Source organism: Actinoplanes regularis (assembly GCF_900188005.1).
Taxonomy (GTDB): Bacteria; Actinomycetota; Actinomycetes; order Mycobacteriales; family Micromonosporaceae; genus Actinoplanes; species Actinoplanes regularis.
Genome location: NZ_FZNR01000027.1, coordinates 45348 through 65068, shown reverse-complemented (window position 1 = coordinate 65068; position 19721 = coordinate 45348). Strand labels below are relative to the sequence as shown.

At 71.8% G+C, this 19721-nt stretch carries 20 protein-coding genes; 14 read left to right on the top strand and 6 right to left on the bottom strand.

Annotated elements, in window-relative coordinates:
• From CHC09_RS39625 to CHC09_RS46900, 3 genes are all read left to right on the top strand, one after another.
• On the top strand, positions 1-732 hold the full coding sequence (locus tag CHC09_RS39625) for a TetR/AcrR family transcriptional regulator (protein ID WP_089298412.1): 732 nt from the start codon (positions 1-3) through the stop codon (positions 730-732).
• Positions 733-872: 140 nt separating this feature from the next.
• Positions 873-1478, top strand: coding sequence for a DUF6230 family protein (locus CHC09_RS39620; RefSeq protein WP_089298411.1), 606 nt, complete (start codon positions 873-875; stop codon positions 1476-1478).
• Between the two features lie 2 nt (positions 1479-1480).
• On the top strand, positions 1481-2182 hold the full coding sequence (locus tag CHC09_RS46900; RefSeq protein ID WP_179277472.1) for a DUF6114 domain-containing protein: 702 nt from the start codon (positions 1481-1483) through the stop codon (positions 2180-2182).
• Here CHC09_RS46900 and CHC09_RS39610 read toward each other — a convergent pair whose 3' ends face one another.
• Positions 2183-2680: a DUF4326 domain-containing protein gene (locus tag CHC09_RS39610; RefSeq protein WP_089298410.1), complete on the bottom strand. Its 498-nt coding sequence runs from the start codon at positions 2678-2680 to the stop codon at positions 2183-2185. It lies immediately after the preceding gene.
• 169 nt (positions 2681-2849) lie between these two features.
• Here CHC09_RS39610 and CHC09_RS39605 point away from each other — a divergent pair, with 169 nt between their 5' ends.
• The 3 genes from CHC09_RS39605 to CHC09_RS39595 are packed head-to-tail and all read left to right on the top strand — an operon-like array spanning position 2850 to position 5469.
• The gene (locus CHC09_RS39605; RefSeq protein ID WP_089298409.1) at positions 2850-3896 is read left to right on the top strand and encodes a sulfotransferase; all 1047 of its coding nucleotides are present in this window, start codon (positions 2850-2852) and stop codon (positions 3894-3896) included.
• Between the two features lie 44 nt (positions 3897-3940).
• On the top strand, positions 3941-4243 hold the full coding sequence (locus CHC09_RS46895; RefSeq protein WP_089298408.1) for an acyl carrier protein: 303 nt from the start codon (positions 3941-3943) through the stop codon (positions 4241-4243).
• A complete protein-coding gene (locus CHC09_RS39595; protein WP_089298407.1) occupies positions 4240-5469 on the top strand; it encodes a beta-ketoacyl-[acyl-carrier-protein] synthase family protein in 1230 nt (409 codons plus the stop codon). The genes CHC09_RS46895 and CHC09_RS39595 overlap by 4 nt, the downstream gene beginning before the upstream one ends.
• On the opposite strand, the gene CHC09_RS39590 is transcribed toward CHC09_RS39595, so the two are convergent.
• A complete protein-coding gene (locus CHC09_RS39590; RefSeq protein WP_143232825.1) occupies positions 5456-6640 on the bottom strand; it encodes a cytochrome P450 in 1185 nt (394 codons plus the stop codon). The genes CHC09_RS39595 and CHC09_RS39590 overlap by 14 nt on opposite strands.
• A 91-nt stretch (positions 6641-6731) precedes the next feature.
• Positions 6732-7421 (bottom strand): glycoside hydrolase family 12 protein, encoded by a 690-nt coding sequence (locus CHC09_RS39585; protein WP_089298405.1) that lies wholly within the window; start codon positions 7419-7421, stop codon positions 6732-6734.
• Between the two features lie 239 nt (positions 7422-7660).
• On the opposite strand from CHC09_RS39585, the gene CHC09_RS39580 reads away from it, so the two are divergent.
• Positions 7661-8716: a pectinesterase family protein gene (locus CHC09_RS39580; RefSeq protein ID WP_089298404.1), complete on the top strand. Its 1056-nt coding sequence runs from the start codon at positions 7661-7663 to the stop codon at positions 8714-8716.
• Between the two features lie 657 nt (positions 8717-9373).
• On the opposite strand, the gene CHC09_RS39575 is transcribed toward CHC09_RS39580, so the two are convergent.
• Complete coding sequence (locus CHC09_RS39575; RefSeq protein ID WP_239138828.1) at positions 9374-10570, bottom strand: MFS transporter; 1197 nt, start codon at positions 10568-10570, stop codon at positions 9374-9376.
• 206 nt (positions 10571-10776) lie between these two features.
• Here CHC09_RS39575 and CHC09_RS39570 point away from each other — a divergent pair, with 206 nt between their 5' ends.
• The 7 genes from CHC09_RS39570 to CHC09_RS39540 all read left to right on the top strand — a co-directional run bounded on the left by CHC09_RS39570 (position 10777) and on the right by CHC09_RS39540 (position 17136).
• Positions 10777-12219, top strand: a complete 1443-nt coding sequence (locus CHC09_RS39570; RefSeq protein WP_089298402.1) for a type III PLP-dependent enzyme domain-containing protein — start codon at positions 10777-10779, stop codon at positions 12217-12219.
• Positions 12216-13529 carry a pyridoxal-phosphate dependent enzyme gene (locus CHC09_RS39565; protein WP_089298401.1) on the top strand — a complete coding sequence of 438 codons (1314 nt, stop codon included), beginning with the start codon at positions 12216-12218 and terminating at the stop codon, positions 13527-13529. Before CHC09_RS39570 ends, CHC09_RS39565 begins: the two co-directional genes overlap by 4 nt.
• Entirely contained in the window at positions 13526-14770 is a 1245-nt protein-coding gene (locus CHC09_RS39560) for an aminotransferase class V-fold PLP-dependent enzyme (protein ID WP_089298400.1), read from the top strand. Before CHC09_RS39565 ends, CHC09_RS39560 begins: the two co-directional genes overlap by 4 nt.
• Positions 14771-14831: 61 nt before the next feature.
• Positions 14832-15626 carry a class I SAM-dependent methyltransferase gene (locus tag CHC09_RS39555; protein WP_089298399.1) on the top strand — a complete coding sequence of 265 codons (795 nt, stop codon included), beginning with the start codon at positions 14832-14834 and terminating at the stop codon, positions 15624-15626.
• 81 nt (positions 15627-15707) lie between these two features.
• On the top strand, positions 15708-16307 hold the full coding sequence (locus CHC09_RS39550; protein ID WP_089298398.1) for a PepSY domain-containing protein: 600 nt from the start codon (positions 15708-15710) through the stop codon (positions 16305-16307).
• Positions 16308-16386: 79 nt separating this feature from the next.
• Complete coding sequence (locus CHC09_RS39545) at positions 16387-16800, top strand: hypothetical protein (RefSeq protein ID WP_179277471.1); 414 nt, start codon at positions 16387-16389, stop codon at positions 16798-16800.
• 120 nt (positions 16801-16920) lie between these two features.
• The gene (locus CHC09_RS39540) at positions 16921-17136 is read left to right on the top strand and encodes a prolyl oligopeptidase family serine peptidase (RefSeq protein ID WP_089298397.1); all 216 of its coding nucleotides are present in this window, start codon (positions 16921-16923) and stop codon (positions 17134-17136) included.
• 8 nt (positions 17137-17144) lie between these two features.
• Here the strand turns inward: CHC09_RS39540 and CHC09_RS39535 are convergent, their stop codons facing one another.
• Together CHC09_RS39535 and CHC09_RS39530 are read right to left on the bottom strand one after the other, a co-directional pair.
• A complete protein-coding gene (locus CHC09_RS39535; protein WP_089298396.1) occupies positions 17145-17909 on the bottom strand; it encodes a GGDEF domain-containing protein in 765 nt (254 codons plus the stop codon).
• Positions 17910-17949: 40 nt separating this feature from the next.
• The gene (locus tag CHC09_RS39530) at positions 17950-19587 is read right to left on the bottom strand and encodes a serine/threonine-protein kinase (protein WP_089298395.1); all 1638 of its coding nucleotides are present in this window, start codon (positions 19585-19587) and stop codon (positions 17950-17952) included.
• Positions 19588-19721 lie beyond the last annotated feature (134 nt).

Genomic DNA, 19721 nt, shown 5'->3' with positions numbered 1-19721 from the left:
ATGACGAATGTAGTGATCGGCCCGCTTCCGGGCGCTCGTGCCGGACGCGACCCCGCTCGGGCCATCAAGCGCGGCCCGCGCTCGATGACGCCCGAGGCGGTGGCCGCCACGCAGCGGGAGCGGCTCTACGACGCGCTGGTGCACACGGTCGCCGAGAAGGGCTACGCGAACGCCCGGGTCAGCGACATCTGCACGGCGGCCGGGGTGACCCGTCCGGCGTTCTACGCGCTCTTCGCCGGCAAGGAGGACGCGTTCCTGGACACCTACCGGCACGGGACCGGGGTGGTGCTGCGGCTGATGGACGCGGCCTACGCCGAGGCCGGGGACTGGCGGTCCGGCGCCCGCGCCGCGCTGAAGGTGCTGCTCGACGTGCTGACCAGTGTGCCGGCCTTCGCCACCATGGCGATCGTGGAGATCGACGCGGCCGGCTTGCTCGCCCGCCACGAGCGCACCGAGTTGCTGGGCCGGTTCGCCCGGTTCTTCGCGGAGGCGCCGGACGTGCCGGACGGCCTGGTCGACACCGTGGTCGGCGGCGTCTACTCGACGATCTACCGGTACGTCTCGGCCGGTCGCGTCGCGGACCTGCCCGAGCTGCTGCCGATGCTCGGCTACTTCATGATGGCGCCGTTCGTGGGGCGCGACGGCGCGATCTCCGAGTTGGCCGTACAGCCTGCCGGGGAACGTGTCGTCCCGCCCTGCGCAGCATCAGATACCGACGGGGTTTTTCACTGACTGGAATGCTGGCGTTCACACTTGACGCCTCTCGTTACCGCGGCGTAACTTCGCCGAAATCCATCGAGACGCGCCAATAATCTTCGTCGGGCGGCATCCGCAGTGCCCGCGCGGCGGAATACGCCCGCAAAGGAGAGTGCATGTCCTCCACCCGTCACGGCCGGACCCGCTGGCGCCGGTTCACCGCGATGCTGCTCGGCGGCCTCGTGGCCACCGCCGGCCTGATCCTGCTGACCGGCAAGGGAGTGCTCGCGGCTTCCTTCTCGATCTCCGGCATGCCGTTCACCGTCACCTCGCCGAAGCTGCACGGCTACGGCTTCGCGCAGTACGCCGAGCTCGACCACATGGAGCCGGGCAGCCCCAACGAGGGTGACACCGGTGGCCAGGTGGTCGTCATCGTCTCCGCGATCCGCGACGCCCAGCTCGACGGGCTGTGCCAGAGCATCGCCCTCGGCGGCATCAACCTGAAGATCACCGCGGGCAGCGCCAGCAACAAGGTCACCGCCGACACGCTCGTCGTCGACTCCGACCTGATCACCGCCAACGCCGACTTCAAGAACATCGACATCGGCCAGGACGCCAGCACGCTGACCCGGGTGCCCGGCAAGACGGGCGCGATCGGCGTCTTCGGGCAGCAGGCCGAAGAGGTGACGCTCACCAACCTGAGGCAGAACAACTACGCCACCACGGCGGTCACGTTCCACCTGCCCAACCTGCGCATGGCCTTCACCGGCGACGGCTGCTGACCATGTCCGGAATCGTTCGACACCGAGCCTCGCCGGGCGCCCGCGCCTGGCGAGGCTTCGGCGACTGGCGCCACAGCCGGCCGTTCTGGGGTGGCCTGCTGGTCCTGCTCGGCGGAGTGGAGATCCTGTTCACGGTGTGGGCGCCGCTCGGCGTGGTGCTGCACGTCGGCATGCAGAACTTCATCGGCTACATGGTGCCGTTCGTTCTGATCCTGCTCGGGCTGCTGCTCTGGTTCAATCCGACTCAGCGGCTCTTCTACGCGCTGATGGCGATGCTCTGCGGGCTCGGGTCCTTCCTCACCTCGAACATGGGCGGCTTCATCATCGGCCTGCTGTTCACGGTGGTGGGGGCGGCGCTGGCGTTCGCCTGGGCGCCGGACGTACCCGAGTCGGCTCCGGAACCGGCCACGGCCTCCGCAAGCGATCCGCCCGCCGGGGCCGCCCCGGCTCCCGAACCCGCCCCGGCTCCGGCCCCGGGTCCCGTTCCGGCTTCCGGGCCCGCCCCGGCCCCGGCTCCCGGTCCCGTTCCGGCTTCCGGGTCCGAACAGGGCCCGGCCCCGGCCGGTGCGCGGCCCGCCACCATGGATCGGAACACGCCGCCACCCGAAGGTCATTGGCGGCATGCTCTGCCGCCGGACGGCCGGGCTCAGGACGAGCCGCCGGTTTGGAACGTGCCGGGGCCTCGGATCCCTCCGGCGGAATAGTCACCTCTTCTTCCGGCCGCGCGCCGCGGACCTCTCCGTGGTGGTGTCCGGTTCGCGGGTACGCGCCGTGGCGGTCTCCTTCTCGTGGCCGGCCGCCGCGGCATCACCCTTCTCGTGGAGCATCGCCGCGGCGTCTTCCTTCTCCCGGAGGACCGTCGCGACGGCGTCGAGCGGATCGGCGCCGTCCGCGACGCGGATCAGCACGTCGCCGTGGCACGGCCCGTCCAGCGGGCACCAGCAGGCCAGATCCGCCCCGCGCAGGTCCTGGCGGACCCGCTCGATCAACTCCGGGTCCGCCGTCAGATCCTGCGCGTAGGTGGTCACCGATTCGGCGCGATCATGCGTACGGCCGCAGACCCGGCACGCACCACCGACGCGATGGCGATTGTGGTACGGACTCGCCTTCAGCCCCGGCGCCGCGCGACCCACGTAGATCGCCCCGTCCGGCACCTCGCCGTGGTACAGATCCCCGTGCACGCGAACCCGTTCCGCGCTCATGGCGTTAACCTATCGCCCCGATCCCGCGGGTGCCGCGACTGATCGGAGGGTGCCCGACACGGCGTGTGTCATCTCACCGCGTCGGCGTGTCTGCTTTGTGATCTTATGTCCGATTGCCAAACTGTGGCGGCTGTCACTTTTTTGACCCAGTTCCTGGGAAAGGCCGCCGATGAGCCGTATCGATCCCGCCGCCCCGCCCCCGATGATCGTCACCGGGACCGGCCGCTGTGGCTCCACCATGGTCTCCGAGATGCTCGCCCAGCACCCGGACGTGCTCAGCGTGAGCGAACTGTTCGCGGCCGTCCACGTCCCGTTGATCCCCGGCGAGATCAGCGGCGCCCGCTTCTGGGAGCTGCTCGGCGTCCTCGACCCGGGCTTCGCCGAGCTGGTCCGGCACCGGATCCCGGTCCGCGAGATCCAGTACCCGCTCGACCGCGGCCGATTCACCCCCGAGACCGGCGTCCCGGCGCTCAGCCTGCTCACCCTGCCGCACCTCACCGACGACCCGGACGCCCTCTACGACGAACTGGCCGCCGAGGTTCCACAGTGGGCCACCGCCCCGGCCGAGGCGCAGTACCGGCGGTTCTTCGACCACCTCGCGCGGCGGCTCGGCCGCCGGGTGATCGTCGAACGCAGCGGCGGCTCGCTGCGGATGCTCGGCACGCTGCTGCGGATCTTCCCCGACGCCCGGGTCGTCCACCTGCACCGGGACGGTCCGGACACCGCCCTGTCGATGAGTCGTCACCCGGCGTTCGCGATCGGCGCGCAGGCTTTCGAGATGCGTCGGCTGCTCGGTGCCGACCCCTGGCAGGACGCCGGCACCGACGTGTCGGGACTGCCCGAGGACCTCGCCGCCTACCTGCCCGACAGGTTCACAGCGGACTCCCTGGACATCCCGATTCCGCTCGCCCGCTACGGCCGGTTGTGGAGCATGCTGCTGCTCGACGCGGAACCGCACCTCGCCGGGCTGCCCGCCGATCGCCTGCTGGCGCTGAACTACCAGGACCTGGTCGCCGACCCGGTCCGATGCCTGACCGGCCTGGCCCGCTTCGGCGGCTTCGACGCGGACGCGCGATGGCTGCGCGCCGCGGCCGGCTCGGTCCGGTCCGGCCGCACCGGCACCGCCGGTGCGCTTCCCGTGCAGCAACGCCGGGAACTGCACCGCTCCTGCCTGCTCGGGCAGTCGGTGCTGCACCGCCTCGGCCACCTGGTGTGACCGAGATTCCCGCTCTTCCCCGAACGAACGAAAGGCGCTGGAGGATGGACTCCGCATATCAGATCGTCCTGTTCCATCTGAAGGAACATCTCGATATCGACCCGTCCCGGGTCACCCCTGAGACCACCCTCGAGGACCTGGAGCTCGACTCGCTCTCGGTCCTCGAGCTGGGCCTCGTACTGCAGGACGCGACCGGCATCCGCCGGCTCGACGAGGGCGTGGTCACGTTCCGGACCACGGTCGGCCAGATCGCCGCCGCGCTGCACGACCACCTGACGGGCGAGCCGGCCTACGCGGGGACCGAGGTCCGGATGGTGTCCGAAGCGGTCTCGGCCGGGACGCGGTGAGCGCCCGCGACGCGGTCGCGGTGACCGGGATCGGCCTGGTCACCCCGGCCGGTGTCGGCGCCGCGGCGACCTGGGCCGGGCTGTGCGCCGGCCGGTCCATGGCCACCACCGACCCCGAGCTCGCCGGGCTGGCCGTCGACATCAGCTGCCCGGTCACCGGCTTCGACGGGGTCGCCCTGCTCGGCGCGCGGCTCAACCGGCGGCTCGACCCGTTCAGCCGGTTCGCGGTCGCCGCGGCTCGAGAGGCCGTCGCCGAGGCCGGCCTCGGGCCGGAACAGTGGGCGGCCGAGCGTGTCGGCGTGGTGCTCGGGGTCGGCGGCAACAGCATGGGCGGCACCGAGGTCGCGATCCAGAAGATCCAGGCCGGCGAGCCCGAGCGGGTCTCGGCTTTCGCCCTGCCCCGGAGCCTGCCGAACATGGCCGCGGCCGAGGCTGCCCTGGACCTGGGGACCCAGGGTCCGTGTTTCACCGTGAGCAGCGCCTGTGCCTCCAGCACCCACGCCATCGGCGTGGCCCGCGACCTGCTGCTCTCCGGAGCCTGCGACGTGGTGATCACGGGCGGAACGGAGACCGCTCGCAGCCGTACGGCCTCCGCCTGCTTCGGCCGGATCGGCGCGCTCTCGAACCGCGTCGACGAGCCGCACCTGGCGTCCCGGCCGTTCGACCTGGACCGCGACGGTTTCGTGCTCGGCGAGGGCGCCGGGGTGCTCGTCATGGAACGGGTCGCCGACGCCCGGGCGCGCGGCGCGCGGATCCAGGCGTACCTCTCGGGCTTCGGCGCCTCCTCCGACGCCCACCACGTGACCGCCCCGCACCCGGAGGGCCGCGGCGCCATCCAGGCGATCCGGGCCGCCCTGGCCGACGCCGGCCTGGAGCCCGCCGACATCGGGCACGTCAACGCCCACGCCACCAGCACCCCGATGAACGACGTGACCGAGGGCTGGGCGATCAGCGAGGTCTTCGGGCGCTCGGCGTTGCCGGTCACCGCGTTCAAGGGCGTGATCGGGCACGCGATGGGCGCGGCCGGGGCGATCGAGGCGGCGGGCGTCGTCCTGTCCCTGCGGCACGGCCTGCTTCCGCCGGTCGCCAACCTGGACAAGCTCGACCCGGCGATCGACCTGGACGTGGTGACCGGCCGGCCCCGGCAGGTGAACCGGGCGCCGGCGGTCAGCACCTCGTTCGGCTTCGGTGGCCAGAACGCGGCGCTGGTGTTCAGCCCCGCCTGAGCCGTACGGGCAGACACGCCGGCTCCGGCACCATGAGGTTCCGCCAGACCGGCTCGCCGGTCGCAGTCAGGTGAGGAAAGCGCTGGTAGAGGCGGACCAGCGCGATCCTCGCCTGCTGCCGGGCGAGCGTCGCTCCCAGGCAGTAGTGCGCGCCGTGGCCGAACGACAGGTGCCGGGTCCGGGCGCCCGGCCGCCCCGGACACGCCTGGTCGGGAGCCGGATGGACCTGTGGATCCCGGTTCGCGGCGGCGACCGCCGGCATCACCAGCGAACCGGCCGGCACCGGCGTGCCCCACAGGTCCACGTCCTCGGTCGTGTACCGGTGGGTGGCGAGCGGGAACGGCGGGCAGAGCCGGATCAACTCCTCGACCAGCGCCTCCTGCGCCGACTCGTCGTCACCGGTCAGCGTCGCCACCAGCTCCGGCGCGTCGGCCAGCCGCAGGACGACCCGTGGGAAGAACATCGACATCGAGTGGGCGCCGGCCACCAGCAGCATGTCCAGCAGGGAGGTCAGCTCCGTCAGGGAGATCTCCCGGTCCTGCCGGGCCTTGCCGAGCACGCCGAGCAGGGTGTCCTCACCCGCGTGCTCCTTGGCCAGCCGGAACCAGATCGCCACCAGGTCGCCGTGAGCGGACTGCACCTGTGGACTCTCGGGCACACCGTTGCTGGTGAACACGTGCACCAGTTCCTGGAGCCGGCCCGCCTCGGCCTGTGGGATTCCCACGACGTCAGCCAGGATCCGCATCGGCAGCGGCCGGGCGAAGCCGGTGACCAGGTCGGTCTCGGCCGGGCCGGAGGCCAGGTCGGCGAGCAGGTCGCCGGTGTGCCGTTCGATGATCTCCGGCCAGCGCGCCGAGGCGGCCCGCGACCACCAGCCGGTGAGCAGCCGGCGCAACCGGGCGTGGTCATTGCCGTCGGTGCTCAGCAGCTGCCGCCCGGCGACCCAGATCATCTCCGGCCCCGGGTCGTGGGCGGTGGGCACCCGGGACCGGTCCTTGCAGAGCCGGGAGTCGTTGAACACCTCCCGGGCCTGCTGGTAGCCGGTCACCAGGTAGACGGGCGGGAGACCGGGAACGGCCACCCGGTCCACCGGTCCCTCGCACGTTTCGCGTAAGTGCCCGCCGGGGTCGCGGGAGTAGTCCTCAGTGCCGAAAACAGCCTCAAGCGTCACCCGGACATAGTGGCGTAAACGGGACAAAACGTACAGCGTCTGGCGCTGGCTCCCGGGAGGTGTCCTGAGAGCGGGCCGAGACGGGAGGCGGTCAGCTCGCCGAGGCGGAGTAACTGTTGGTGATGAAGTTCAGGCCGCCACTGGAGGACGTGATCTCGTACCCGAACTGGATGTTGCCCAGCGTGACGTCGCCGAACCAGCCCCGATTCTTGATCCAGCTCATGATCGCCTTGATGTCGACCGTGCCGGAGCTGGTGTTACCGCTGCGGACGAACGAGAACACCGCGTTCGCGCCGTTCGATCCGCGGTAGACGCTCCAGGTGTGGCCGCCCACCGTCGCGGTGGTCTGCAGGGAGCCGAGCGGGCCGACCGCGCCCTGCTTGTTCATCCACAGCATGATCTCGTACGCGTTGTTGTTCGCCCAGATGTCGTACGCCGTGGTGTACGCCCCGCTGCCCGGCACGGTCACGTTGAAGCTGCTGGTGGCGCTGCCCAGTGCGCTGAGCTTCTTGTTCACGCTCTTGCTGGCGTTCGGGTACGACTTCACCCCGCCGGTGTTCGGGTGGTTGGCCCAGACGCCCCAGTTGCTGTAAGAGTTCGCCCAGATGCTCTGGGGGCCCGCGCCGCTGCCCCAGATGTTGTTGTAGAGCGTGTAGCCGCCGTTCGTCCAGGTCGCCCACTGGTCGGACGATCCCCAGACCGCGGCGTGCGCGGCCTGGGGTGCGACGAGCAGCAGTGCGGCGGCGAGCCACAGGGGCAGCATGATCCGTAGTTTGCGCATGGAGCGCCTCCTTGGGGGACGGCAGCGCCGGTGCTCGACTCGTCGAAGCGCTTCGACAGTGGGGGATGAGTCATCGGCGCTGTTCGATTTTATCCGCCCCTCAAACTAGGGGCCCGGTCCGTCATGCGCAACACATCGATTGCCGGCGTGTTACCGAGCGGAGGATTGACGAGCCTGGATCGGTGCGTCTACGGTGCCCGGAGGAAAGCCCTTTCCCCCTGCTAGGCCAGGAGGCTCTGATGCGCCGGCGTACCTTCCTCGAATTCACCGCAGCCCTCGGCGCCGGAGCGACGGTCGCCTGGTCCGGCCCGGCCGCGGCGCACCCGAAGCTCGACCTGATCGTCGCCGCGGAGGGGGCCGGCGACTTCACCACCATCCAGGCCGCGATCGACGCCGCGCCGTCCGGTGCCACCACCCCGTACGTCATCGGGGTTCGTCCCGGCACCTACCTCGGCCAGGTCATCGTCCCCGCCGGAAAGACCTTCCTCGAACTGCGCGGCCTCGGCCGCGCCCCGGCCGACGTCGTGATCGCCGACGACCGCGCCAACGGCACCCTCAAGCCCGACGGCACCCCGTGGGGCACCTCCGGCAGCGCCTCGGTCACGCTCAACGGCGCCGACTTCCGGGCGACGAACCTGACCTTCGCCAACCTCTTCGACGAGGCCGCCCACCCGGAGATCGCCAACCGGCAGGCGGTCGCCGTGCTGACCCGCGCCGACCGGCTGGTCTTCGACCGCGTCCGGTTCCTCGCGAACCAGGACACCCTCTACCTCAACAGCACCGCGGCCGGCGTCATCGCCCGCGCGTACCTGCGCGACTGCTACGTCGAGGGCGACGTCGACTTCATCTTCGGCCGGGCCACGGCGGTCCTCGACCGGTGCCGCGTCCACTCCCTCGACCGCGGCACCAGCCCCAACGGCTACGTCACCGCACCCAGCACCGACCTCGGCAACCCGCACGGCCTGCTCTTCAGCCGTTGCCGCCTCACCTCCGACGCCCCCGCCGCGACGGTGTACCTGGGCCGGCCCTGGCACCCGAGCAACGATCCGAACGCCGTCGGCCAGACGATCATCCGCGAGTCCTGGATCGGCGCGCACATCGGCGCCACGGCCTGGAGTGACTTCGGCACCTGGCCCTGGGCCGAGGCCCGCCTCGCCGAACACCGCAACTTCGGGCCCGGTGCGCTCGTCACCCCGGACCGTCCCCAACTCACCCGCGACGAAGCCGCCACGACCGAGATCGCCGACTTCCTCCGCGGTGCCGACGACTGGTCCCTGGAGTGCACCGGCCACTGATCCGGCACCGCCTCCACGCCCCGGAGCGACCGCGACCGAGCCGGTCCCGGTGGTGATGAACGCTGTCCCGCGCGGCGCCGACGACTGGTCCCTGGAGTGCACCGGCCACTGATCCGGCACCGCCTCCACATCCCGGAGCGACCGCGACCGAGCCGGCCCCAGTAGTGATGAACGCTATCCCGATGGCACCACGCGAGCCGGCCCGACTGGCAGCAACGCCACGTTGCGTAGGTTCTCATGCGTCGCACCCGCAGCGCCGCTGCTGATGCTGACCAGCCATTGTCTGCTCCTGGTCACCGTCCCGGCCGCTGCCTGCTGTTTGCGGGTGGGCGCTGGTGCTCGCCAGCCATCGTTCGCTTCGGTCGCTGTCCCGGCCGCCGCTTGCGGTTTGGGGGTGGGCGCCGATGCTTGCCAGCCACAGGCTGCCTTCGGTCCCTCTCTCGGCTGCCGCCTGCGGTTCGGGGATGGGCATGTTTGCTGAGACCGTGTGGTCCGGCTGGTTTGGGTGGTGGTGCCGGCGGCTCTGATGCCCCGTGTGGGCCACAGCTGGTTGGGGGGTACCGGCGGTTTCGATACGGCCTGTGTGGGCCAGCTGGTTCGGGTGGTGGTGTCGAGGGCGTTGACGGCACTGTGGAGGCCGGTCGGGCCGCGGGCTGATCAGACGCGAACAGGCTCGGGGCGGGCAGCGGGACGGGTGGCGGCGGCCCAGCGGGTGACCGGAATGTAGAGCAACCCACCGAGTACGAAAAGCGCCCCGAGCAGCAGCCAGCCACCGGAGTGCAGACCCAGCACGCAAGCCGTGACCAGCGGCGGCGCGATCATGTCGCCGATGCCACGGCCCGCGAAGTACGTCCCCTGGTACTGCCCCTGCGCCCAGGTCGGCGCGAGTTCGAACACGATCCCCCAGCTCCCGGTCGACAGCCACACCTCGCCCAGGACGTGAACGACCGCGGCCACGCCGATCAGTGTTCCGGCGGCCCACGGCGACCGGCCCGCGGTGGCCGCGAACACCGCGCAGGCGAGCGCGACCACGACCGCGCCGCGCAGTGCCGAGCGGCGTGCCGCGGCCAGCCCGTGCACGCCCCGGGACATGCGGACCTGCAGCAGTACACAGCCGACCGTGTTGATCACCAAGGCTACCGAGATCAGCCAGAGCGGCGCGTGCGCACCGGTGGCCAGCCATAGTGGCAGGCCGATGCCGAGCAGGTCGTTGTACGTGCTGGAGAGCAGGCCGTCCAGCGCCGCGAAGGCCAGGAAGGGCCGGTCGCGCAGGGCGACCAGGCGCGGCCCGCCGGCGGGCGTGACCTGTGGCGGGACGGCCGGGGCGCGGGTCAGCAGGGCGGCCGCGACGAGGAAGCTCGCGGCGTTGACGAGCAGGATGACGACGTACCCGGAATCGGTTTTGATCAGCAGGGGAAGGCTGCCGGCGAGCGTGCCGAGACCCATCCCCGCGTTGATCATGCTGCGCAGCTTCGCCCGCACCCGCAACCGGTCGGCGGCCGGCACCGCCCCGGCGGCGAGGGCTCCGTTGGCGCCCTTGACGAGTGCGGTGGCGACCGCGATGACGCAGGAGAGCAGGGCGAACGGGAGGATCGAGTGCACCGCGAGCAGCGCGGTGTACGCCCCGGCGAGCACGATCATGGACAGTAGCGACAGCCGCTTCGGCCCGTAGCGGTCGGCGACGTAGCCGAGCGGCGTCATCGCCAGCACTCCGGCGACGGCTCCGGCGCTGAGTCCGATGGCGATCATCGCGGGGCTGAGGCCGGCGACCGTGGTCAGGAACAGCACGCTGGTGGTCAGGTAGGCGCCGTTGCCGAACGCGTTGACCAGGGTGGCGAGGAGGAGCACGCGCATGCCCCCATCCAACAGTACGTACGTACGGTTTGCAAGTTGGCGCGGAGCGGAGGGAAATGAATGAATTCGAGGAAGCTCATATAAACAATTGCCCTTGCCGAATCTCGGACAGAACCATTGACATGATTTTCCCCCGTTCTCGGCCCTGGCGATGAAACCCGTTGTCAGTTACGTTGAAAATACGCCGGAGAAATCGGGAGACGCAGATGCTCAATCTGACGCCGAGAATCGATCCGATCATCCAGTCCCTCCTCGACGACCGTGACTTTCTGGCCCAACTGCTCGACGCCCTGGGCTCGCCACTCGCCCTGGTCCTGCCGCAACAGGTCACGAAAAACGTCACCGCCTTCCGCGAGACGTACCGCCGGCATCACCTGTCCGGCCGCCTCTACTACGCGCACAAGGCCAATCGATCCAGCGCTCTGCTACGCGAACTCGCCGCCGGCGACACCGGCGTCGACGTCGCCTCGCTCGGCGAGTTGCAGCACGCACTGGGCGCCGGATTCACCCCGGACCGAATCGTCGCCACCGGTCCGAAGAACCGCGAATTCCTCTGGCTGGCGGCCCGCGCCGGGGCGACGGTCAGCGCCGACTCCCACGACGAGTTGGCCGAGCTCGCCGGCATCGTGGCCGGCCACCGGCTGCCCCGGGTCCCGGTCAGCCTGCGACTGTCCGGCTTCGCCTCGCCCGGGGTGCGTCTGCTGACCCGTGGCAGCCGCTTCGGCACCCCCACCGGCGAGCTGCCCGACCTGCTCGACCTGCTGGAGAAGCGCGCCGACCAGCTGGCGCTGACCGGGGTGGCCTACCACCTGGACACGATCGGGCTGCCGGAGAAGGCGGTCGCCCTGGAGAACTGCCTGACCGCCCTGGACGAGTGCCGGACCCGCGGGCTCCGGCCCCGGTCGCTGGACATCGGTGGCGGCTTCGGCGTCAGCTACCTGGCCGACCGCGTCGAGTGGGATCGGTACACCACCGAGCTCGGGCAGGCCGTGCTCGGCCGCCGGGCGCCGATGACCTGGCACGGTCACGGCTACGGCCTGCGCGCCGAGGGGGGCACCCTGCGCGGCAGCCTCGCGCTCTACCCGGGATACCGGCCGGTGTCCGGGGCCGCCTACCTGGACCGGCTGCTCGGCACCCCCGCCCCGGAGCGCGGCCGGCCGCTCGGCGAGCTGCTGCTGGACCACATGTACGACCTCGACGTCGAGCCCGGCCGCGCCCTGCTCGACCAGTGCGGCCTCATCCTGGCGCGGGTCGTCTCCGTCCTGCGCCGGGACGACGAGATCCTGGTCCAGCTCGACATCAACGCCCGCGACGTCAGCCTCGAGGAGCACGGCGTGCTGATGGACCCGGTGGTCCTGCCCCGCGCGGGGGACCGCCGTGCCGGTCCCGCCGGGGTCTACCTGCTCGGCAATCTCTGCCTGGAGACGGATCTGATCACCCGCCGCAAGGTGTACCTGCCGGTGGTGCCCCGCCCCGGCGACCTGCTCGCGTTCGTCAACACGGCCGGCTACTTCATGGACTTCAGCGCGACGCGCGCCCTGCACCAGCCGGTCGCCCGCAAGGTCGCGGTCTACCGGACCGGCGGCGTCCGCCGATGGTGCCTCGACGAGCAGTACTGGCCTGTCCACCCACGACAGGAGGTTTCGTGAGACTCGACGACATCACCGAGGCGATCGGTGACACGCCCCTCGTGCGCCTCGACCCGGCCGTGCACGGCCTCGAGAACATCGACCTGTACGCGAAACTGGAGCTGCTCAACCCGTTCGGTTCGGTGAAGGACCGCGCCGCCTGGCAGATGGCCCGCCCGCTGCTGGCGCGAGGGGCGCCCGGCGACACCGTGGTCGAGCTCTCCAGCGGCAACACCGCCAAGGCTCTCGCGCTGCTCGCCGGCATGCACGGCCGGCCGTTCAGGAGCGTCACCAACCGGATGAAGGTCCCCGAGATCAAGGAACTGCTGTTGCTGCTCGGCGCGGAGATCGACGAGCTGCCCGGCCGGTCCGAGTGCCTGGACCCGACCGACACCGACGACCCGCTCACCCGGATGTACCGCGAGCTCGCCGGGGCCGGTGGCGGCTACCTGCACACCGACCAGTACTTCAACGAGCTCAACGTGGAGGCCCACGTGCACGGCACCGGGCCGGAGATCGTCAAGGACCTGGACGGCCGCGCCCCCGACTACTTCATCGCCTGCGTCGGCACGGCCGGCTCGTCCACCGGCGTGGCCCGGGTGCTGCGCCGGCACAACCCGGACGTCGAGGTGGTCGGCCTGGTCGGCGCCAAGAGCGACTTCATCCCGGGGATCCGCACCATCGATGAGGTGTACGAGGTCGGACTCTTCGATCCGGGTGTCTACGACTGTCTGGCGACGATCACGGCGGACGACGCCATCGACGGGCTGCTCACCCTGGTTCGCCGGTGCGGCATCCTGACCGGCCCGACCGGTGGCGGCGCGTTCCAGGGCGCGGTCCGCCATCTGCGTACCGTCGACGCGGGGTTGACCGAGAGGAAGACGGCGGTCTTCATCGTCTGCGACCGGGTGGAGAGCTACCTGTCGTACGTCCGGGACCGTCGCCCCGAGGTCTTCGGCCGGCCGCCCCGGCGCAATTCCATCCGCACCCTGACCGACGCCGAGGTGGCCGCCGCCCCGGCGCTGGCGCCCGCCGCCGCCCAGCGCTGGGCCCTCGAGGTGGATCCGCTGGTGGTGGACCTGCGCAGCCCGCACGCCTATCAGGCGCTGCACCTCGCCGGTTCGGTCAACCTCGTCGACGAGGTGCTCGCCGGGCTGCTGCACGCCGGGCTGCCGTTCGACCGCCGCCGTCCGGTCCTGCTGGTCTGCCCGGTGGGGGAGAAGTCGGCGAGGTACGCCGCCCTGCTCACCCGGATGGGCCACCCGGACGCCCGCTCCCTCGACGGCGGGATCATCGCCTGGCGCGACGCGGGTCTGGATCTGGTCCGATGAGCGGGCTCGCTAACGAGGCAAGCGGCCCGGTGAGCAGGTTCGCGAGCGAATCAGCCGGCCTCAGCGGCCTGCGTGAATGGCAGCGCGCCCTGCGCGCCCAGTTCCCGATCGTCACCGCCAACCCGGGGATCGCCTACCTCGACAACGCCGCCACCGCACAGAAGCCACAATCCGTCCTCGACGCCGTCATCGCGTATCTGACCAGCGAGAACGCCAACGCCGGCCGGGGCACGTACCCCTGGGCCAACCGCACCACCGCCCGCGTCGAGCGCGCCCGCGACCGGCTGCGTGAGTTCCTCGGCGATCCGGACCCGGACCGCTCCGGCGTGCACTTCGTCAGCGGCACCACCGAGGGCCTGCGCGCCGTCGCCCGCGACTGGCTCGCCCCGCAGCTGCGCGACGGTGACGAGATCGTGGTTCCGTACGCCGACCACAGCGCGAACATCGAGCCCTGGCGGGAGGCCGCCGCCCTGGCCCGGGCCCGTGGCGACCACGTCACCCTGCTGGCCATGCCCTACGACGCGGCCCACGACTACGACGCCGCCCGGCTGGCGGACCTGGTCACCCCGCGGACCAGGATGATCGCGGCCACCCACGTGCACCACGTCTACGGCAACGACATGCATGTCGCGCGGTTGCGCGCGGCCGCCGGCCCGGCCGTGCCGATCTGCCTGGACGCCGCGCAGAGCATCGGTCACCTGGCGGTCTCCGTCGCCGAGCTGGACGTGGACTTCCTGGTCTTCTCCGGCCACAAGGCCCTCGCACTGCCCGGCACCGGCGCGATCTGGTCCCGTGACCGCCGCGGGCCGTCCTTCGCGCCGGGCGGGTGGCACGGTACGCCGAACACCAGCGGCATCGTCAGCCTGACCGCGGCGCTGGACTGGCTGGAGGCGGCCGGCGTGGACCGGATCGCCCGGTGGACCCGGGATCTCGCGGCCCGGCTCACCGCGGGCCTGTCGGAGCTGGACGCCTACGAGGTGCTCGGCTGCCAGGCCAGCCTCGCCGCGGACTCGGTCGTGCAGCGCCGGCAGGGGATCGTGACGTTCCGGCATCGGGAGATCGGCTCCAACGACCTCGGGTTCATCCTGGCCACGGATGGCTTCCTGGTCCGGGCCGACGGCCACTGCCAGGGGGATCAGGGCGAGAAGACCTCTTCGGTACGGGTGAGCCTGCACGTCCACAACACGGAGCGGGAGGTCGAGCGGCTGCTGACCCGGCTCGCGGAGCTGAATTCCGGCTGACGCGCAACCGACGCCTGTTAGAAACGGTTGTCATTTCCGTGAAGCCACGAAAGCAGCCGCCATGACGCCGCTCACCCTCGACCCCGTCCGCGTCGCCGGTTGGCGCACCACCTGGGACGCGATGATGGCCGGCTTCGTCCCCGGCATGGCCGGGCTGGAACGCGCGCTCGGCGCGGCCGTCGAGGCGCTGCGCGGCGGCCCGCCCGCCCGGGTGCTCGACCTCGGCGGCGGTCCCGGCCTGCTGGCCGAGCGGATGGCCGTCCGCTGGCCGCACGCCGCGGTCACCCTCGTCGACCTCGACCCGGTGCTGCTCGAGCTGGCCCGGGCCGGCCTGCCCGGCGAGGTCGGGGTGGTCGGCGCCGACCTGACAGCGGCCTGGCCGGCCCGGACCGGGGCCGGCTACGACCTGATCACCGCGGTGATGACGGTGCACTACCTGTCACCGGACGCGATCCGGGCGCTGTACGCGGCGGCCCGCGACGCCCTCGCCCCGGGCGGCGTGCTGGTGGTCGCGGACCTGATGCCCGACGACAACCTGCCCGGGCTGATGCGCGCCCTCGACCCGGCGCCGGGCGAGGCGGCCGCGGAACTGGCCTGGGCGCGGTGGTGGAACGAGCTCTCCGCCGTACCGGAGTTCGACGGGTTGCTGGCGGCCCGCGCCGAGATCTTCCGGGATCGCCCGCCGGTGGGCTTCACCGGCGGCCTCGACTGGCATGTCGGCGCGGCGCGGGCCGCCGGATTCGGCGAGGCCGGCGCCCTCTGGCGCGAGGGCCGGCACGCGGCCCTGGCCGCCTGCCGGCCCCGCCTCCAGTGCCATCCGGGCGGAGGGCGGCTGCCGCGCCGGCGGAGTTCTTAGCCGGGCCTTAACGGTCGGACAGCGTGCCGATAGCCGATCTCCAGCGATCGTTCACCTGTCCGATCGAGTGGAGGTTTCGCAATGAACAAGGTTCGCACCGCTGTCTTCCTGACCACCGGCGCCCTCGCCGCTCTCGGCCTGGCCGGCACGGCCCTCGCCGCCGACGGTGGCTTCTCGCCCTCGGCTTCGCCCTCGGTGACCGCTTCCTCGTCGTACGAGGAGAGCACCACGACCGTGAGCGCCGACGCGGCCCGGGAGATCGCGGTTCAGGCGGCCGGCGGCGGCCGGGTCGAGTCCGTGGAGCGGGAGACCGAGCACGGGCGCCCGGTGTGGGACGTGGACGTGATCGTCGACGGGGTCGAGCACGACATCGACGTCGACCGGGTGACCGGGGAGGTGCTGCGCCACCGGATCGAGGGCGGGGCGGACGTCCGGGTCTCGCCCTCGGCCACATCGCGCGTGGACGACCACGGCGGTCGCGGCCGGGGCGGCGACGACAACGGCGTTCACAGCGAGGCCGGCGACGACAAGGGCGGTCTCCGCGAGGCCGGTGACGACCACGGCGGTCTCCGCGAGGCCGGTGACGACCACGGCGGTGCCCGCGAGGCCGGTGACGACCACGGCGGCCGCCACGGGGGCGGCGACGACCGGGGCCGTGGCGGCCACGGCTCGGACGACTGATCCCCGCGCGGCGGCCACCCCGGTTCGCGGGGGCCGCCGCGTCCGGTCGCGCGGTGGTCGAAAGGCACGATGATCGTCGATGCCGAGACCCCCTTCGCTGACCTGGACGCCTACATCAGCCTGCCCCCGGGTCGCCGGGCTCCGGCTCTCCCCGGACGGTCGCCGGCTCGTCGTCGGCGTGGGCACCCCCGCCCGTGAGGGGGACCGGTACACCACGGCCTGGTGGGAGATCGACCCCGCCGGGACGCGGCCGGCCCGTCGGCTGACCCGCAGCAACCGGGGTGAGGCTGCGGCCGCCTTCACGGCCGCCGGCGACCTGCTGTTCACCTCGGCCCGGCCGGACCCGGAGGGCGAACCGGACGACGAGCCGGTGACGGCCCTGTGGCTGCAACCGGCCGCCGGCGGCGACGCCCGGGTGGTGGCGTCCCCGCCCGGCGGCGTGCGCGGCGTCGTGGTGAGTGCCCCGGAACGGTCGTGCTCGGCTCGGCGATGATGCCGTCCTCCGGTGACGCGGGCGCGGACCGGGAACTCCGCACGGAACGCAAGGAGGCGGGGGTCAACGCGGTCCTGTACGAGGAGTACCCGATCCGGTACCGGGGACAAGGACTACCGCATGCCGATCGGCGAGAGCCTGCGGCTGTGGTGGGACCTGCTGTCCCGGTCGAAGGCGGAGGACGGGTCCAGCCCGCACAAGTTCCTGTTCTTCCCGGACGAGAACCACTGGATCCTCGGCCCGGGCCACGCGAAGGTCTGGTACGCCACGGTGTTCGCCTTCCTCGCCCACCACGTCCACGGCTCACCCTGGCAGCGCCCGGGCCTACTCGGCTGACGGCCGCTTCAGCGGGAGTGCAGGGCGGGGCGCCGGTCCCGGGCGGTGACCGCGGCGGGGGCGAGGTCGCCCTCCATGCCGACCTCGTACAGGACGGCGCCGGCGCGGGAGCGCTTGGCCGAGCGCAGCGCGGTCTCGGCGCGTTCGAAGAGCTCGGTCGGGGTGGCGGCGTGCACCGGGTAGACGGCGCCACCGGCGGCGGCGTTGATCCGGACCTGGATGCCGTCCAGGTCCGCCGGGCGCTGCACGACGTCGAGCAGGCGGCGGGCCGTCTCCAGGCACGCCGTCGCCGAGCCGGCCTGGGGGATCAGCACGGCGAACTCGTCGTCGCCGATCCGGGCGACCATGTCGGTGTCCCGCACCGCCGCGGCGAGCCGGGTCGCCACCGACCGCAGCAGCAGGTCGCCGACCCGCTGTCCGAGAGTGTCGTTGACGTCGGCGAGGCGGTCCAGGTCGAACACCACCAGACCGGCCGCTTCCTGCTCGGAGCCGGCGACCGGCAGGGTTCGTTCCACCTGTGTCATCAGCGTCGCCCGGGTCGGCAGGCCGGTCAGGCCGTCGTGCGGGGGCGGGGTCTCGGCCGGGGGCTGCGAAGTGGGCAGCAGGTACGCGCAGGTGGCCACCAGCACCAGGTCGGCCGCGAGGACGCCGCCGATCGCCCGTGGATCGGTGAGCCCGAACGCGGCGAAGCCGGCGAGCGTGACCACCCCGAGCGTCAGGCCGAGCGTCACGGCTCGGGCCAGCGCTCGCCCTCGTACCTTTGCGCCGGTCATGCCGCCCTGATCGGCGACCGGTACGCGGTGCTGAGCAAAACTATTCGCAGTGCTCGAAGTCGCTCTCGTAGGCCAGTGCGCCGATCGAGCCGCCCCATTTCACGCAGGTGGCCGGAGCCTTCGCCTCGACCGGGCCGGTGAAGTACTGGAACGTGCCGCCGTCGATCTGCCGCTCCTGGCCCTGCACTTCGAGGAAGGCCGATCCGGTGGCCTTCTTGCTCAGCCCGGCGGTTCGCAGGGTGACCACGCAGTTGGATCCGTCGGAGCCCCGGTGGAGCAGGTAGATCCGACCCTTCGTGACCCCCGCCGGGGATTTGAGGTCGGTCTGGTCGATCACCTGGTAATCGGCGCCGCACAGCTCGCTCGGGTCGTACTTGTTGGTCTCCTCGGTCTCCTCCGGCGTGGCCTCCTCGTTCGGAGCCGCCTCCCCGGTCTCCTCCGGCTTCGGATCCTTGGTCTTGGTCTGGGCCGGCTTCTGGTCGCCCTGTTTGCCGCCCTTGTGGGTGGCGGGCGGCGGTGCCGGGTTGTCGGTCTGCAGCTGGAAACCGCTGGTGTCGCGTCCCGCGGTCTCGTCGGGTTTGTCGGCCGAGTTGACCGCGATCAGGACCCCCACGCCGAGGGCGATCAGGCCGGCCGCGCTCGCGACGATCGCCATGGTCCGCCGGTTGCCGGGCTCGGGGGCGGGCTCCGGAAGGCGGGCGGGAGCCATCGGGGGCGGAGGAGGAGGCGGAGCGGCCGCGTACGCCGCCGGCACGGACGGCTGCCGCATGGTCTGCGGTGGCCCGGCCGGCTGGCGCATGGTCGGCGTGCCCCAGGGCCCGCCGGGAGCCTGCGGTGGCGGTGCGGTCGGCGCGCGCAGGGCGTTGCGCGCCGCGTCGGCGAAGGCGGCTCCGCTCGGGAACCGCTGCGCCGGGTTCTTGGCGAGCGCGCGCAGCACCACCGAGGCGACCCCGCGCGGCACGTCCGGCGGTAGCACCGGCGGCTGCCCGTGCACCAGTTGCGCGAGCACGGCCAGGGGGTTGTCCCCGACGTACGGCGGCCGTCCGGTCAGGCAGGCGAAGGCGACCGCGCCCAGCGCGTAGACGTCGGTCGCGGCCGTGACCGGCTGGCCCTCGGCCTGCTCCGGCGCCATATAGTGCGCCGAGCCCATCACCACGTTGGTGCCGGTCATGCCGTTGATCCCGACCGACCGGGCCACCCCGAAGTCGACCAGCACGATCGCCCCGCCGGGCCGGACGAGCAGGTTGCCCGGCTTCACGTCCCGGTGGATGATGCCGGCCTGGTGTGCCGCGTGCAGCGCGTCGGCCACCCCGGCCGTGATCGACATCGTCTCGGCCGGGCTGAGCCGCCCCGCCTGCTGGATCTTGTTGTTCAGCGAGACGCCCTCGACGTACTCCATCACCAGGTAGTCGAAGCGCTCACCGTCGACGACCGTGTTCTCGCCGTAGTCGTAGACCTGCACGATCCCGCCGTGGCGCAGCTGCGCCATCATCCGGGCCTCGGAGCGGAACCGGGTGATGAACTCGCGGTCGTTCATCAGCGCGGGCAGCAGCACCTTGACCGCGATGTCCCGCTGCAACAGCAGGTCACCGCCGCGCCACACCTCGCCCATCCCGCCGGCTGCGATCCGTTGAGTGAGCTGGTAACGACCGTTGAGGACGATTCCGGGGGCAAGCACCGGACCATGCTAGTCGGCCGATCCAAGAACGTCGTCATCGTGATCAACAAGATCTTCAAGACCTTCGAACCAGAGACCGGATTCGCCGGTACGACCTACGCCTCCCGCCGCCGGCCCTCTCGGGCGAGCCCCGG